Consider the following 15,208-nt stretch of genomic DNA (forward strand, 5'->3'; position numbering starts at 1 on the left):
CGTGGGCAAGAAGGGCTCACCGCCCACGTGGCGGCATGAAAGGACCAACCAATGACGCCCGAAAGCCTGCGAGAAACTGACCCGGTGATGTACGAAACGCTGAGGCAGATTGACCCAAGATGTCTGGACCTGCTCACTTGCGCCCAATGCCCGCGACGCTTCGAGTTTAGGCTCCGACGTGCCGGGGAGTCTCATAAGCCCTGGTCTCCAGTGGCCGTCCGCGTTGAGTCCGCAGGGCGCGTGGAAGAGCATTGGCGGGTGTTCTGCTTCGAGTGTCGGGGCGATCTGACGTGGGGCGAGTTGCAGCAGGTTGTCCTCGACGAACTCGCCACGCGCGAATGGTCGGCGCCGAAATTCGTTGGTGAGCGCAGGTGCTAGGCTGCTCGTGAGCGCGGCCTACGCAAGCGTTGCCCGGTGCCGTCCCGCCACTGGCTCCCGCCATGTTGCGTCTATGTCGCGTGAGCCTGCGGAACGGGCTGGAACAGGGGGGGACGGGATGGGACGCGGCGGGATATCGACTCCCAAGCATTCCGGGCGGTTACGAGGTAAGGGCGCGATCCTGTTGGGGTTTTCGCACCGCCCGGCGCGGGTTCGATTCCCGCCGCCTCCACTGAGAAGAGTGAGCCCCGTGGATCGAAGCCTGCCTCAACGCACGATTCACCTCATCCATCGAGCGAGTCGCTCAGCCGATACGTAGCTCCGGCCGAAGGGCTTCGCCGAGGCGGGCGCGCTGCAGCTTCCCATTCGCTGTCCGTGGGAGTTGCTCCACCCGGTAATAGTCGGCGGGAACCTTGTGCGCGGACAGGAGGCCCTGCAGCGTCTGCCGCAGCGCGCGCCTGGACGGGCAGGGCGTTCCGGGGCGCAGCTGGAGGAAGGCGGTGAGGGTGGTGCCGTAGAGCGGGTCCTCCCGCCCCCACACCGCGGCATCCTCCACGCCGGGCAGCTCGCGCAGCGCCGCTTCGATTTCAAAGGGGCTCAGGCGCTCGCCGCCGACCTTGAGCAGGTCGTCATTGCGGCCCAGGAGTGTCACCAGCCCGTCCGGCCCCAGCTCCGCCAGGTCCCCGGTGCGCAGCCAGCCGTCCTCCACCTTCTCGCGCGTGGCCTCGGGAGCACCCAGGTATCCCAGCATCAGCTGGTCGCCCCTCACGCACAGCTCGCCCCCGGCGGTGAGCTTCACGGCGAGATTGCCCACCGGGTAGCCGGTGGCATTGCTCAGGAACGCGGGATGATCACTGCGCAGGCACAGCACGCGCGGTGACAGCTCCGTCTGGCCATAGTTGGTGTACACGCGGCCGTGGGGAAAGGCCCGAAGCAGCCGCTGGCGCAGTGGCAGGCTCAGCGCCGCGCCCGCGGAGATGACGTGCGTGACGCCCCCGGTGCGCGGCGGCCCGTCTCCCACGAGTCGAAGCAGCGTCTCATGGTGGGAGGGAACACCGCTGATCATCCCCACCAGACGGCCTTCGTCGAGCAGCGCCTTGAGCTCCACCAGGTTGCCGAGCAGCGTGGTGGGAAGGCCCGCCGCCAGTGCCGGCAACAACTGGCCCAGCAGGCCGAAGGAGTAGGAGAGCGGAAGGAACAGCGTCTGGGCCGGCGCGGAATCGAAGTCCAACGATGCCCGCACGGCGGCCACGTTCGCCTCGATGTTCCGCCGAGAGAGCTGCACGGCGCGCGGCGCTCCCGTGCTGCCGGAGGTGAATAGCACCACCGATGTGTCCGGGTGATGCTGGGGGCTCTCGGCTTCGCTCCGCCAGGTGACGGAGAGTGCCGCGTCCAGCTCGAAGCAGCAGCCCAGGCCCTGCCGCCGCGCGTCCACCTCCACGGCGGTCCACTCGGGAGCGAACACGGCCTGGGGGACACCAGCCTCGTACAGTGCGAGGAAGCTGGCGATGAACTCCCGGGTCCGATGGGCCCGCAGGATGGCGATACCCGGTGGCAGGTCTCCGAGGCGGCGCTTTCGCGCCTCCACCTCGTCTCGCAGGGCACCGAAGGAGACGGACTCGCCGCCGAGCGTGAGGGCCACCTCGGCGTCGGCCCGGGTGAATGCGTGCAGAGAGCTCATGGCGGTCACAGGCTGTGCAGCAGCGCGCACGCCGAGGCGCCTCCCGCGCCCGCGGATACGAGGAGGACACGCTGCCCCGGCTTCAGCGGCAGCTGTTCCTTGAGGTGCGCGAGCGCGATGCCCACGCTCGCTCCCGAGGTGTTGCCCGTGAAGCGCACCGTCTCCACCACCCGGGCCGGGTCCGCTCCCAGCTTCTCCGTTATCGCCCGCATCAGGTGCAGGTTGGCCTGGTGGGGAACAATCCAGTCCACGTCCGCCACCGTCAGCTCCAGGCGGCGCAGGAGCGAGTCCGCGCCCGAGGACATGTTGTCCACGCCCTTCATGAACAGCGTGGCTCCGTGCTCCATCTTCAGGAAGACCTTGGAGGGGTCATCGTTCCGGTGGTGCGGCAGTCGCGAGCCTCCTGCCCGGATGGCGATGATGTCCGCCATGGACGCATCCGCCGCCAGCTCGCTCGCCACGAGCTGGAAGTCCGCGCCTTCGGGCTGACGGGAAACAAGACAGCTCGCGCCCCCGTCTCCGAACAGCGCCGAGGTTGCCAGGTCCTCGCGGTTGAGGAACTTGGAGCGGATGTCCGCCGCGATGACCAACTGGTCGCTGCCCGTGGACGACGCGAGCGCCACTGCCAGATGCACCGCGCTGGTGAAACCGGCGCACGCCGCGCTCAGGTCCACCACGCCAACCCGGTCCAACCCCAGGCGCGGCAAGATGAGCGGCGAGGTGGGCGGCGTGGGAAAGTCGCCGGAGACGGTGGCCAGCAGCACCTGGCCAATGCGCTCGCGGTCGATGCGCGCGTCCTCCAGCAGGCGTAGGGCCGCCGCGACCGCGACGTCGCTGCAGGCCTGCCCGTCCTCCACCCAGCGCCGCTCCTCCACGCCCGTGCGGTGCGTAATCCAGCTCGGCCGCGCGCGGGTGCCCATCCAGTCGAGCACGTCCTGGTTCGTCACGACGCGCTCGGGCAGCCAGGAACGGGGCCCCCGCAGGTACACCGGCTCCAAGGGTCTCAGGAAGCTCATGTCCGCAACACTCCTTCCAACCGGAACATCGGCAGCCCGCCCGTGACGTCCAGGACCGCGCCGTTGATGTACTGATGCGCGGACAGCAGCGGGTCGAGCACCTCGCCGACGTGCTCGGGCTCGCCCAGCGTTCCCTGCGGGATGACGCCGCTCATCCGCTCCACGTAGCGGGGCTTCGACCAGTACTTCCGCGTCCGCTCCGTCTTGAAGATGCCCAGCCGCACCGTGTTGGCCAGGACGTTGAAGTCGCCGTAGTCCACCGCCAGGTTGCGCATCAGTCCCTCCAGCGCGGACTTGCACAGGACATAGGCGCCGTAGCGTCCCGTGCCGTTGACGGTGGAGACGCTGGAGATGAAGACGATGCGCCCCCACCGCGCCTCCACCATCGACGGCAGCACCCGGCGCAGCAGCCAGAGGTTGCCCATCAGGTTCGCCGTGACGTCCGCCTCCAGCGCCTCCTGCGGCAACTCATGGAAGCGGTAGAGCGGAGGCCGTCGCGTCCACGCGTTCAACACCAGCCCCTGGAGTCCTTCCGCCAGCAACTCCGAGAGGGCCGCTTCGCTCATGGCCGGGGCCGACAGGTCCAGCACCAGCCCCCGGACTTCCAGCCCCTCCGCCCGGTAGCGGGCCCGCGTCTCCTCCAGCGACTCCGCCGAGGACGCCGTCACGATGACCTCGTCCCCCAGCGCCAGCCGGCGGCGGGCGATGGAGCGCCCGATGTCCGAGCTGCCTCCGGTGATGAGCACCCTCATGACGCCCCCAGCTTCCGCAGCCAGAAGGCCAGGGAGGCGAGGTTCTGGAAGGCAGCCTCCGAGAAGTCGCGACCGGAGATGCGAATCGAGAACTCCTTCTCCAGGGCCGCCACGGAGAGCACCATCATCAGGCTGTCCATTCCGTACGCGGACAGTGACTCGGACGTGCCGGTGGGCAGGTCCTCCATGCCCGCGGCACGCAGCGCCTTGCCAATGCGTTCGACCAGTTCCATTGCATCACCCCCGCTTTTCAGCGCTTCACCCAGTGCTGCATCGCGAAGGACAGGCCGCCGCCCACGCTCATCAGCAGCACCCCATCTCCTGGCGCGAACAGGCGCTGCTCCAGGGCCTCGGACAGCGAGAACAGGACGGAGGCCCCGCCCACGTTGCCCACGCGCTCCGCGCTCCAGACGAGGCTCGCGCTCAGTCCCCCCACGTCGCAGACCTGCTCGATGAGCTTCCGATTGATTTGATGGGCCACCACCCAGCGGATGTCCTTCAGGCCCCGGCCGCCCGGGAACATCGCGCCGAGCATCTCCAGGTAGCGCCGCAGGGCCTCTTCGCGGAGCCGCGTGCCATCTCCGGCCATGCAGTAGCCACCTGCCTCCAGCGTGGCCCGGTCCGGGGGCAGCCGCCCCGGCGTGGTGTACAGGTCCACCAGGGCCCCATCCGTGGCGTAGAGGCACCGGCGGATTTCGAAGTCGGGGGTGGCCTCGTCGCGCTTCAGCCACAGGGCCGCGCCCCCGTCCGCGAGGATGAACCAGGTCTCCTTCATGGCCGGGTTCATCACCTTGGAGAGCGTCTCCGCGCAGCTCACCAGGACGTTGCCGTAGCCGCTTCCCAAGAGCGCCACCGCGAGATGCAGGCTGGCCAGCGAGGTGGAGCAGCCCGCCTTCACCTCCCACGCGGCGGCGTGACTCTCCAGCCGTCCCAGGATGGCCGCGGCCTGCGAGCCCGTGTAGCGGCTCGTCGTCGTCGTGCCGTGGATGAGGGCCTCCACCTCCGCACCGCTCCTCCCACCGAGCGCCTGCCTCGCCGCGGCGAGGGCCAGCGACTCGCTCGTCTCCTCGTCCTCGCGGGGAGGTGTTTCTCCGGAGGAGGGCAGGCGCGCCAGGTGGCGGAGGCTGAAGCCCAGCCGCGTCGCCACCTTCCGGCCCAATGTCTCCAGGGCCTCGGCGGACCGGCCCTGCTGCTCTGGGTCCAACGCGAGCAGCTCCGCGTTGGACACGGGCCGTACCCCCGGCAGGGCGCGGCCATGCCCCAGCACCTGGACGCCCAGGCGCGGCTCCAGGACGTTCATGACGGGCGCTCCTCGGTGCGGCGGGCGGGGTTGAAGTGCTCCCACTCGAAGTTCTCCACCCTCGAGTCCTCGGGCAGGGTGTCCTTCAGGAGCTTGTTGTGCATGCCAATCCAGCTGCGCGCGCCGATGGTGGTGCGCGGCCCCACCACGGCCCCGGCCGCCAGGAAGACGTTGTCGCCGATGTTCACCTCCCCCAACATCACCTTGTCCCCCAGGAACATGTGCCCGATGACGAGGACGTTGGCGCCCATCGTGCAGCCCTTGCCGATGGTCAGCAGTGGGTAGTCCGCCAGCATCGCGAAGAGGGAGGAGTTCACCCCGTACGCGATGCGCGCCCCCATGGCCCGCCAGTAGAGGTACTTGGTGACGTAGAAGGAGAAGAAGAACGGATGGAGCCCGGAGATGCGCACCGAGTGGCCCAGGCACAGCGTCATGAACCAGGCCAGGTAGTCTCGGGACATCTCCATCTTGTAGGTGCCCGGCCGCATCCTCGGGATGCACAGGCGGACGAGCCAGCACACCGCCAGGAAGGCGCCGGCCAGGACTCCGGGGGCCAGCAGCGCCCAGAGCGGGAAGGCCGGCTGCTCCCAGCTCCAGCGCAGGTAGAGCGCGAAGGTCCACCACGCCGCCAGCGCGGGTGTCAGCGAGAACGTCATGGTGATGAGGTCCACCAGGAGCACCCGTGTGAAGCCGAACCCCTGGGACTGGTGCTTGAACTTCCGCCGCGCGGTGCCGAGCGCGTCCACCGTGCTCTCCGTCATGGTGTCTCCTGCCCGTGTCGGGCTCACTGCTCGGGGTTGACCTGATAGAGGGGGAAGTAGGACGCGACGCGCCCTTCCTCGACGTCACGCGCCAACTGGGGCACCTCGTCCCAGGCGTAGACGCGCTCTCCGTCCACCGGGGGCAGCCAGCCGGCCTCCTCGGCGAAGCCCACCGCCGCCACGGCCTCGGAGAAGCGCGCGTAGTGGGTGTTGATGTGCTGGTGGCGCTTCGTGCACTCGGTGGAGCGCGACACGTCCATCAGGTCCGCGCCCAGCTTCCAGCCCGCGGAGGTGATGACGCCCTCGCGTCCCAGCGCCTTGAGCGCGGCCTGGAGGAGGGGGCCGCCGATGTGGTCCAGGAAGATGGAGACGTCCTGGCCCCGGCCCGCCTCCTTCACCCGTGCCAGGAACTGCTTCTCCGACTGCGTGTAGCGCTGCCGGTACGCGGCGTCCGCGGCGAAGCGGGCCGCGTCGAGCGTCAGGTCCGGGAACTCGCGCCGGTCCAACGGGATGATGCCCACGGACTCCAGGTGGCGCAGCCGCTCCTCCTGCGAGGCGACCATGGCCACCCGGCACCCGGCGTACCGGGCCAGCCGCAGCTGCGCATAGGCCACACCGCCGCCCCAGCCCACCACGAAGGGCACCGGGCAGTCCGACTCGCTGACCTGCAGGCGGAAGCACCCCCAGGCGAGCCGCCAGTTGGACCAGGCGGTGATGTAGCGGAGCGAGAAGGCCGCCCACTGTCTCAGCGAGTGGCGGCTGTTGGCGGGAATGGGGATGAGGACGTGCTGCGGCAGCCGCGTCCGGCGGGCGAGCAGGCCCATGGTGCGGGTGGCGTCGTAGGCCAGCACCTTGACGGGATAGCCGTGCTCGTCTGGTTCGGCGTTGCAGAAAACGAGGCAGTGGTCTCCAGGGCGGATGCGGGTGACGGCGCTGCCCGTCTCCACCACGCGCACCACGCCCGCGTTGCCGATGACCACCTTGTCCTCACGGCGCAGCCGGCAGATATCCACCGGCACACGCTGGATGGCGTGGCCCATGTTGCCCTCCCAGCAGCCGTAGATGGGCTCCGCCACCACGTCCTCCGGGCCGGGGTCCGGGAAGGCGAAGTCCTCTTCCACCAGCGCCCCCGGAAGGGCTTGTCCCCGCTCGCCCCGGTGAAGGACCCAGGCCTGCGTCTCTTGCATGACTCCTCCAATGGCTCGCACACCGCGTGCCGAAGTGGAGGAAATGATGTTGAAACCTGATTCAGGTCTCAAGAATGCCCGGGGTGCGGTCCGGGGCTGTTCTCGGCAGCGCGCAGCGGGTCGCGGACCGCGTGGGAGGCGAGGAAACGCGGGAGGTCTGATTCCACGGGGGGCGCGTCAAGGGACTTGTCGCGTGAGAGGGGGGCAGCCGGTGCGCTGCGCCTCCTGCACAGCCGGGGTGCGGTTCGCGGAGGGGGCCAGCCCCGTACCGACTCTCAACCTCGAGCTGCCCGACTCGAGAGGGGTCACTCCACCGATTTTCCTCAGGATTTCCTGAAGGACGGCCCGGGCCCGGGGACGAATTCCAAGAGTCCGGGAATTTCGACGCAACTTCCAGCGGGTTGACGCGAGAATCAGCGCAGGAGATCCACCTCAATGTCCACGTCCGTCAGCAGAACCCGCCAGGGTACTTCTTCCTACAAGTCCCGCGGGGTCGACACCCCCGACAAGCCCGGAAACCGCTACACGATCCGCAAGGGTGACACCCTCTCGGCCCTCGCCGTTCGCTTCAAGACGACCGTCAAGGAGCTGGCGCGCATCAACAACATCGCCAATCCGAACCTCATCTACGCGGGCGATACGCTGCGCCTGCCCGGCTCCGGCAAGAGCACCGGCTACAACGGGAAGGACAGCTTCGACTCCGGCAAGAGCGGCCCCAAGGGCTCCAGTGGCTCGAAGGGCTCCAGCGGCGCGCAGAACGGCGGGAAGGTCAACGGGAGCAGCGGCGCACAGCCGGGCCAGGCGACGCCCGCGATGCGCAAGCTCGCGGAGGCGGGGCGCAAGGCGGCGCTGAGCATGGGCGGGTACAACAGCCAGGGCCTGTGCGCCACGGGCGTGAGCAAGGCCATCCAGAACGCCTTCGGCTTCAAGGTCTGGGGCAACGGCAACCAGATCGACAACAACCTGCCGCGCGACAAGTTCAAGCAGGTCAACATGTCGCTCGAGGAGGCGCTGAAGATTCCGGGCCTCGTCCTCACCTGGGAGCGCACGTCCTCGGCGGCGGGCCAGAAGTACGGCCACACGGCCATCACCACCGGCGACGGCCGCTCCTCCGTGAGCGACTTCATCGAGCGCAACACGCTCGGCGCGGGTGGCCGCAGCGGGTTCAAGGTCTTCATGCCCATCATCTGAGGGCACCCCTCAGAACCAGTGCATGAGGGGCGGGAAGCGTACCGGCTTCCCGCCGCCTCGCATGCGAGATGCCCGTGGCTCAGCGCTTCGGCGGAGGTCCGTCCTCGGCCGTGGCGCCCTCCACCCGCTGCATGGCGTAGTTCGTGAACCACTGCCCCCCGCGCTCGACACGCTGCTCCCGTACCACGGTGAAGCCGGAGCGCTCGAAGAGCGGGCGTGCGGTGATGCTCGCCGCCACGGTCAGTCGCGCGAGTCCCCGTCGGCGCGCCTCGCCGAGCACGTGCGCCATGAGCGCCGTCGCGACACCGCGCCGGGCGTGCTCGGGGTGCACGAAGAACATGTCGATGTAGCCGTCGTCGGACAGGTCGGTGAACCCGGCGACGGCTCCGTCCCGCTCCGCGACCCAGGTGCCCGCCGCGGCGCGCCGCCGCGCGAAGGTCTCCACGTCGAGGTCGTCCGGAGCCCAGGCGCGCACCTGCTCAGGGGAGTAGTCGGCGGATGCGACCTCGCGCACGCTGCGGCGGAACAGCTCCAGCAGCACCGGCGCGTCGGCGGGGACATACGGGCGGATGACGATGGTCACGCCGCACCTTGCCCGGCGGACCGAGGGGGCGTCCAGCCGATTCCAGGCGAACACTCCGGTTGTTGACTCCGTGGTCGGCGTGAGCCCGTTCCACGGTGCAGGTGAGCCGTGGACGGGGGGGCCGCATTTCTGTTCACCGGGCTGCTGGAGAGGCCCCGTGCCGTCCCTTTGAGCACTCCTTGACGGTCTCTTCACACTTCGGCTTTGCACCCGCTTGGGGGAATCGCGCTAGAAGGCGCGCGTGATCCGCTCGCTTCTTCTCATCCTGTCTGTCTCGGCAACGGTCGTGGTCGCTACTTCCTGCTCCTCGGCGGAGCCGGTACCGGATGCCTCTCGCTCCCCTGACGCCCCGGAGGACCCGGCGCCCCCGCCGCCCTCGGAGGACCCGGCACCTCCGCCACCCCCGGAGGACCTGGCGCTCCCAAGCGTCCTGCGTTTCGAAGCGAACCCCGCGACCATCGCTCCGGGCGAGTCCGTCGAGCTGTCCTGGGAGGTCACCGGCGCGCGACGCGTTTCCATCAATCAAGGCGTGGGTGAGGTGCGCGGAACCTCGGTGCGGGTCAGCCCGACAGCGACGACGACGTACACGCTCACGGCGACCAACAATCGCGGGAGCACCACGGCGAACACCAGGGTCACGGTGAGCGCGCCCGGTGGGACGAAGATCTCCGGGGTCCTCACGACGCGCACGCTGACGCGCGCGGGCTCGCCGTACGAGGTGACCGGCGACCTGACGGTGCCAGCAGGGAACCGGCTCACCATCGAGCCCGATGTCCACCTGAAGTTCATGGGGCGCTTCAAGCTCTCCGTGTTCGGACGAATCACCGCGCGGGGCACCGCCGCGATGCCCATCCTCTTCACCGCGGACAATCCCACCGCCGGCTGGAGGGGGATGCGGCTGGCGGCGACGTCGGATTCCGGTTCGGACATCCTCGAACACTGCATCTTCGAGCACGGCAACAAGGTCGGCGGTCAGGACGGCGCGGGCGCGGAGGGCTCGTACTCCGATAACGCCGGTGGCGCGCTCTGGATTGGCTCGCGTGCGAACGTGAACGTGAACAACAACGTGTTCCGCTCCAACAAGGCGCCCGCGTTCGGCGGCGCGCTGATGCTGATCTCTCCGACCAGCTCGGGTGTCGCCACCGGGAACACCTTCCACGACAACGAGTGCACCGGTCCGCGAACCCAGTTCCAGGGCGTGGGCGGGGCGGTCAACACAGCTCACCTCTCGGCCAGCACCCAGTGGACGTTCCGCGGCGGCGAGTTCAGCGACAACAGGGCCCCGGAGGGTGGGGCGCTCTATTTCTTCGACAGCAACGTGACGCTCGACGGCATCGCGATGTCGGGCAACAGCCCGCAGAACTGGGCGACGCCAGAGCCGCACCGGCTGACCGTCATCAACACGCCGAGGTAGCCGGGCGCTACGGGGGGGCGGGCGCCTTCAGCTCCGGCGGCAAGTGCAGGTCCGGGTTCGCCAGCACGGCGTCCAGCAGTCCCACCAGCTCCGCGTACAGCCCCTCCGCGGTGGCCGTCTCGAACAGGTCGGTGTTGTACTCCAGCACGCCGGCGAACCCCTCGGGCGTCTCCGTCAATGACAGGGTGAGTTCGTACGTGACGGAGCCGCGGCCGACATCCACTGGCACCACGGAGAGGCCGGGGAACTCCAGCGGTGAGGCTGGCGCGTTCTGCAGGACGAACATGGCCTGGAACATCGGCGACCGGTTCGCTGGCGGCTCCACCCCGAGCGACGCCACCACCTGATCGAGAGGCACCTCCTGGTGGGCATAGGCCGCCAGGGTCTCCTCGCGCACCTGTCGGAGCAGCTCGCGGAAGGCCGGGGCGCCGCGCAGGCTGACGCGCAGGCACAGCCCGTTGACGAACATCCCGATGAGCGGCTCCAGCTCCGGGCGGAGGCGGTTGGCGATGGGCGAGCCGATGACCACCTCCTCCTGTCCCGAGCGCCGCGCCAGCACGGCCCCATAGACCGCCAGCAGGGCCATGAAGGGCGTCACCCCCTCGCGACGGCAGAGCGCGTGCAGCGCCCGGCTGCGTTCTCCACCGAGGCGAATCGGCCGGCGGATGCCGTTGAACGTGCGAACCGGCGGCCTCGGCCGGTCCGTGGGGAGGTCGAGCAGGGTGGGCGCCCCGGCGAGCGCCTTCTTCCAGAAGCCGAGCCGTTCCTCCAGCTCCTCGCCGGACAGCCACTCGCGCTGCCACGCCGCGTAGTCCGGATACTGGATGTCCAGGGGCCGAAGGCCGGATTCCGCGCCGGTGACGCTGGCCGTGTACAGCCGGCCCAGCTCGCGCGCGAGGACGCCCATGGACCAGCCATCCGAGGCGATGTGGTGCATGCAGAAGAACAGCAGGTGCTCGTCGTCCCCGAGCCGCAGCAGCGACGCGTGCAGCAGCGGGCCTCGCGTCAGGTCGAACGGCCGCAGCGCGGACTCCTGCATGTAACGCATCGCCTCCGCCTCGCGGTCATCGCGCCCGCGCAGGTCCACCTGCTGGAGCTGGAAGCCGGAGGGTGGGTGGACCCGCTGCACCGGGACGCCATCCTCTTCGGAGTAGGTGACGCGCAGCGACTCGTGACGGGCGATGAGGCCCTCGAAGGCCGCTTCGATGTGGCGCGGCTCCACCGGACCGATGAGCCGGAACGCCCGGGGGATGTTGTAGGCGCTCGACTGGGGCGCTCGCTGGAAGAAGCGCCAGAGGCGCACCTGCGAGAAGGACAGGGTCATCGGACCACCGCGAGGCACGCGGCGCAGCGGGGGCACCGGACGCGCGAGCTCCGCCGGGGGCTCCAGGCTGGAGAGGTGCTGCGCCAGCTCGGCCACCGTGGGGCCCGTGAACAGCGTGCGCAGGGAGAGCTCCTTCCCGAGCTCGGCGCGTACCCGTGAGACGAGCTGCGTGGCGAGGAGGGAGTGGCCGCCGAGGTGGAAGAAGTTGTCGTGGATGCCCACGCGCTCCATGTCCAGCAGCGAGCCCCACAGCCGGCAGAGGGTTTCTTCCGTCGCGGTGCGCGGCGGCTGGTAGCTGGACTCATCCCCCCGGGCCGGCTCGGGCGCGGGCAGGGCTCGGCGGTCCACCTTGCCGTTGGGCGTCAGCGGCAGGGCGGGCAGCACGGTGAAGGAAGCGGGCACCATGTGTTCGGGCAGCCGCTCTCGCAGCCACGCGCGCAGCGTGGCTTGAGCGGGCGGCTGCTCGCGTGCGACGACGTAGGCGGCCAGCTTGCGGTCCCCTCCGGCCTCCAGCGCCACCACCGTGCAGTCCTTCACGGCCGGGTGCTGGCGCAGCAGTTCCTCGATTTCGCCCAGCTCCACGCGGAAGCCGCGAATCTTCACCTGCAGGTCGATGCGGCCGAGGTACTCGATGCGGCCGTCGGGCAGGTAGCGGGCCAGGTCGCCCGTCTTGTAGAGGCGCGCGCCCGGCTCGGAGCCGAAGGGGTCGGGCACGTAGGTGCGCGCGGTGAGCTCCGGGCGGTTGAAGTAGCCACGGCCCAGGCGCTCTCCCCCGACGTAGAGCTCTCCCGGGACACCGATGGGCACTGGCCGCAGGTGCTTGTCCAGGAGGTAGACGGGGCCGTTGGTGATGGGGCGGCCGATGGGCACCGGGTGGCCGAGCAACGGCGGTGCGTCGATGGGGTGGAAGGTGGAGAAGACGGTGCACTCGGTGGGGCCGTAGCCGTTGAGCAGGCGGCGGGGCGGGCCGTGTCGCAGCACCTCGCGGACCGCCAGCGGGTCCGCGGCCTCGCCACCGAAGACGAGGGTGTGCACGTGACGGAAGGCGTCCGGCACCTGGCGCGCCAGCAGGTGCAGCACGGCGGTGGTGACGAACATGATGGTGATGGCCCCGTCCTTCACCTGGGCGGCGAACTCCTGGGGCTCGCGCGCGGGGTTGGCGGTGATGCCGACGAGCCGGGCGCCGTGCAGCAGCGCGCCCCAGATTTCGAAGGTGCTTGGATCGAACGAGGCATTGGAGGCCTGCGCGACGCGGTCCTCCGGGGTGAAGCGGACGAAGTTCGTGTTGAAGAGCAGGGCCGCGATGCCACGGTGCAGGATGGCGCTGCCCTTGGGCCTGCCGGTGGAGCCGGAGGTGTAGATGACGTAGGCGAGGTTCTCGGGGCCGGCGGAGGATGGCAGCGGAAGAACGGAGTGCCGGGAGATGGCCTCCCAGTCGGAGTCGACGCGGACGACCGGAACCGAGAAGGGCGGCAGGTGCTGGAGCTGCGAGTGGTGGACGAGCAGCAGGCCGACGCGGGAGTCCTGGAGCATGAAGGCCAGCCGCTCCGCCGGGTACGAGGCCTCCAGGGGAAGGTAGGCGCCACCGGCCTTCAGGACGCCCAGAATGCTGACGATGAGGTCCACGGAGCGCTCGACGCACAGGCCGACGAGGACCTCGGGGCCGACGCCGAGCGAGCGCAGGTGGCGGGCGAGCTGGTTGGTGCGCTCATCGAGCTGACGGTAGGTGAGGCTCTGGGAACCGAAGGAGACTGCAACGGCGTCCGGCGTGCGAGCGGCCTGGAGGGAGAAGAGCTCGTGGACGCAGAGGTCTCGGGGGAAGTCGGCGGAGGCGGCATTCCACTCGCGCAGCAGCAGGTGACGCTCTTCGGGAGTGAGGAGCGGCAGTGCCGAGAGGCGCTGGTGCGGGTCGGCGGCGACGGCCTGGAGCAGCACCTGGAGGTGCTTGGCCATGCGCTGGATGCGCTCGTCATCGAAGAGGTCGGTGTCGTACTCGAAGCTGACGCGAAGGCCGTCGGGAACCCTCGCCATGTAGAGGATGAGGTCGCACTTCGCGGTCCCGGTGTTCACCTCCCAGGACTCCGCCGTGGCAGTGAGCTGGAGCGCGGCGGAAGGGTCCGCCTCCAGCATGGGCGCACTCTGCAGGACGAACATCACCTGGAAGAGCTGCGCGTGGCTGAGAGTGCGCTCCGGCTGGAGGACCTCGACCAGCTTCTCGAAAGGCAGCTCCTGGTGGGCGAAGGCCCCGAGCGTCACCTCGCGCACGCGGGCGAGTAGATCGACGAAGCGCGGGTCGCCCGACACGTCGTTGCGCAGGACGAGCGTGTTGACGAACAGGCCGACGAGGCGCTCCAGCTCCGGCCGGATGCGCCCGGCGATGGGCGAGCCGATGACGAGGTCCTCCTGCCCGGAGTAGCGGTGCAGGAGGGCACTGAAGCCCGCGAGGAGCGTCATGAAGAGGGTGGCTCGCTCCCTGAGGCAGAGTGCATCGATGGCCCGCGCGGTCTCCTCGGAGATGTGGAATGTCCGCCGGGTGCCCTTGAAGCGCTGGACCGGAGGCCGTGGGCGGTCGGTCGGGAGTTCGAGGAGCGTGGGGGCTCCGGTGAGCCGCTGGCGCCAGTAGGAGAGGAGCCGCTCCTGATGCGGGCCCGGCAGCCACTTTCGCAGCCAGCTCGCGAAGTCCGCGTACCGGAGGGGAAGCTCGGGGAGGGACGAGGGCCGGCCGGCGGCGAAGTCCGTGTAGAGCGTCCGCAGCTCGCGCATGAGGACGCCCACGGACCAGCCGTCGGACACGATGTGGTGGATGGTGATGAGGAGCCGGTGGTCCTGCTCGCCGAGCCGCAGCAGCGTGCCGTGGATGATGGGGCCTGTGAGGATGTCGATGGGCTTTTGCGCCTGCTCGGCCGCGATGCGCGAGGTCTCCGCGTCACGCGCGTCCGGAGGCAGGTGGCGCAGGTCGATGACCGTCAGGGGGAAGGGGCGCGGTGGCGCGATGTGCTCGACCGGGCCCGTGGCGCTGGAAGCGAAGATGGCCCGGAGTGCCTCGTGACGGCGGACCAGCTCGTCGAGGGCGCGCTGGAGCACGCCGACGTCGAGCTGCGAGGTGATGCGATAGAAGATGGGAATGTTGTACGTGGCCGTCCCCGGGTGGAGCTGCTCCATGAACCAGAGCCGCTCCTGCGCGAAGGAGAGCGGAACGTCGCTTCCGTGGGAGAGGGGACGGAGGTCGGGCTCCTGCTCCGAGGCCGAGGTTCCTCGCGCGGAATCGATGGCCGCCGACAGGTCCGCGATGGTGGGCGCGTCGAAGATGCTCGGTAGGGGGAACCGCAGGTGGAAGAGCTCGTTGAGGCGCGAGACGAGCTGCGTGGCGAGCAGCGAGTGGCCGCCGAGGTGGAAGAAGTCGTCGTGGATGCCCACGCGCTCGACCTCCAGCAGCGAGCTCCAGAGCTGGCAGAGGAGCTCCTCCGTCGGGGTGCGCGGGGGCTGATAGCCGGTCGGTTCGGCACCGGAAGTGGAAGGGGATTGGGCTGCCAGGGTCGCGGCTTTGACGGGAGCGAGCGTCATCGGGAAGTCCTTCGCTTGTCCGGGGCACGACGCGGTGCGAGGCCGCGCGGGTGCTCG

The 15,208-nt window shown here is 69.6% G+C and carries 11 protein-coding genes; 2 read left to right on the forward strand and 9 right to left on the reverse strand.

Features of this window, described 5'->3' with window-relative positions:
* Positions 1-682 precede the first annotated feature (682 nt).
* Genes HG543_RS03465 through HG543_RS03495 form a run of 7 tightly spaced genes read right to left on the reverse strand, consistent with a single transcriptional unit; the run spans position 683 to position 7,075 of the window.
* Positions 683-2,059: a class I adenylate-forming enzyme family protein gene (locus HG543_RS03465; protein ID WP_169343200.1), complete on the reverse strand. Its 1,377-nt coding sequence runs from the start codon at positions 2,057-2,059 to the stop codon at positions 683-685.
* Positions 2,060-2,064: 5 nt separating this feature from the next.
* Positions 2,065-3,075, reverse strand: a complete 1,011-nt coding sequence (locus tag HG543_RS03470; protein ID WP_169343201.1) for a 3-oxoacyl-ACP synthase III family protein — start codon at positions 3,073-3,075, stop codon at positions 2,065-2,067.
* On the reverse strand, positions 3,072-3,827 hold the full coding sequence (locus tag HG543_RS03475) for an SDR family NAD(P)-dependent oxidoreductase (RefSeq protein ID WP_169343202.1): 756 nt from the start codon (positions 3,825-3,827) through the stop codon (positions 3,072-3,074). The genes HG543_RS03470 and HG543_RS03475 overlap by 4 nt, the downstream gene beginning before the upstream one ends.
* Entirely contained in the window at positions 3,824-4,060 is a 237-nt protein-coding gene (locus HG543_RS03480; protein WP_169343203.1) for an acyl carrier protein, read from the reverse strand. The genes HG543_RS03475 and HG543_RS03480 overlap by 4 nt, the downstream gene beginning before the upstream one ends.
* A 17-nt stretch (positions 4,061-4,077) precedes the next feature.
* Positions 4,078-5,127: a 3-oxoacyl-ACP synthase III family protein gene (locus HG543_RS03485; protein WP_169343204.1), complete on the reverse strand. Its 1,050-nt coding sequence runs from the start codon at positions 5,125-5,127 to the stop codon at positions 4,078-4,080.
* Positions 5,124-5,888 (reverse strand): hypothetical protein, encoded by a 765-nt coding sequence (locus HG543_RS03490; RefSeq protein ID WP_169343205.1) that lies wholly within the window; start codon positions 5,886-5,888, stop codon positions 5,124-5,126. Before HG543_RS03490 ends, HG543_RS03485 begins: the two co-directional genes overlap by 4 nt.
* Before the next feature lie 23 nt (positions 5,889-5,911).
* Positions 5,912-7,075: an MDR/zinc-dependent alcohol dehydrogenase-like family protein gene (locus tag HG543_RS03495; RefSeq protein ID WP_169343206.1), complete on the reverse strand. Its 1,164-nt coding sequence runs from the start codon at positions 7,073-7,075 to the stop codon at positions 5,912-5,914.
* Positions 7,076-7,510: 435 nt separating this feature from the next.
* Here HG543_RS03495 and HG543_RS03500 point away from each other — a divergent pair, with 435 nt between their 5' ends.
* A complete protein-coding gene (locus tag HG543_RS03500; protein ID WP_169343207.1) occupies positions 7,511-8,266 on the forward strand; it encodes a LysM peptidoglycan-binding domain-containing protein in 756 nt (251 codons plus the stop codon).
* Between the two features lie 79 nt (positions 8,267-8,345).
* Here HG543_RS03500 and HG543_RS03505 read toward each other — a convergent pair whose 3' ends face one another.
* Positions 8,346-8,903 (reverse strand): GNAT family N-acetyltransferase, encoded by a 558-nt coding sequence (locus HG543_RS03505; RefSeq protein ID WP_169343208.1) that lies wholly within the window; start codon positions 8,901-8,903, stop codon positions 8,346-8,348.
* Between the two features lie 187 nt (positions 8,904-9,090).
* Here HG543_RS03505 and HG543_RS03510 point away from each other — a divergent pair, with 187 nt between their 5' ends.
* Positions 9,091-10,263 carry a hypothetical protein gene (locus tag HG543_RS03510; protein ID WP_343073264.1) on the forward strand — a complete coding sequence of 391 codons (1,173 nt, stop codon included), beginning with the start codon at positions 9,091-9,093 and terminating at the stop codon, positions 10,261-10,263.
* Positions 10,264-10,270: 7 nt separating this feature from the next.
* On the opposite strand, the gene HG543_RS03515 is transcribed toward HG543_RS03510, so the two are convergent.
* Positions 10,271-15,151, reverse strand: a complete 4,881-nt coding sequence (locus HG543_RS03515; RefSeq protein ID WP_169343209.1) for a non-ribosomal peptide synthetase — start codon at positions 15,149-15,151, stop codon at positions 10,271-10,273.
* Between the last annotated feature and the right edge of the window lie 57 nt (positions 15,152-15,208).

It is taken from the genome of Pyxidicoccus fallax, from assembly GCF_012933655.1.
Taxonomy (GTDB): domain Bacteria; phylum Myxococcota; class Myxococcia; order Myxococcales; family Myxococcaceae; genus Myxococcus; species Myxococcus fallax.

Bases quoted from the DNA above. Each gene is read 5' to 3' on its own strand.
- HG543_RS03470 (WP_169343201.1), bottom strand. From the start codon at position 3,075: ATGAGCTTCCTGAGACCCTTGGAGCCGGTGTACCTGCGGGGGCCCCGT.
- HG543_RS03490 (WP_169343205.1), bottom strand. From the start codon at position 5,888: ATGACGGAGAGCACGGTGGACGCGCTCGGCACCGCGCGGCGGAAGTTC.
- HG543_RS03495 (WP_169343206.1), bottom strand. From the start codon at position 7,075: ATGCAAGAGACGCAGGCCTGGGTCCTTCACCGGGGCGAGCGGGGACAA.
- HG543_RS03475 (WP_169343202.1), bottom strand. From the start codon at position 3,827: ATGAGGGTGCTCATCACCGGAGGCAGCTCGGACATCGGGCGCTCCATC.
- HG543_RS03480 (WP_169343203.1), bottom strand. From the start codon at position 4,060: ATGGAACTGGTCGAACGCATTGGCAAGGCGCTGCGTGCCGCGGGCATG.
- HG543_RS03500 (WP_169343207.1), top strand. From the start codon at position 7,511: ATGTCCACGTCCGTCAGCAGAACCCGCCAGGGTACTTCTTCCTACAAG.
- HG543_RS03485 (WP_169343204.1), bottom strand. From the start codon at position 5,127: ATGAACGTCCTGGAGCCGCGCCTGGGCGTCCAGGTGCTGGGGCATGGC.
- HG543_RS03465 (WP_169343200.1), bottom strand. From the start codon at position 2,059: ATGAGCTCTCTGCACGCATTCACCCGGGCCGACGCCGAGGTGGCCCTC.
- HG543_RS03515 (WP_169343209.1), bottom strand. From the start codon at position 15,151: ATGACGCTCGCTCCCGTCAAAGCCGCGACCCTGGCAGCCCAATCCCCT.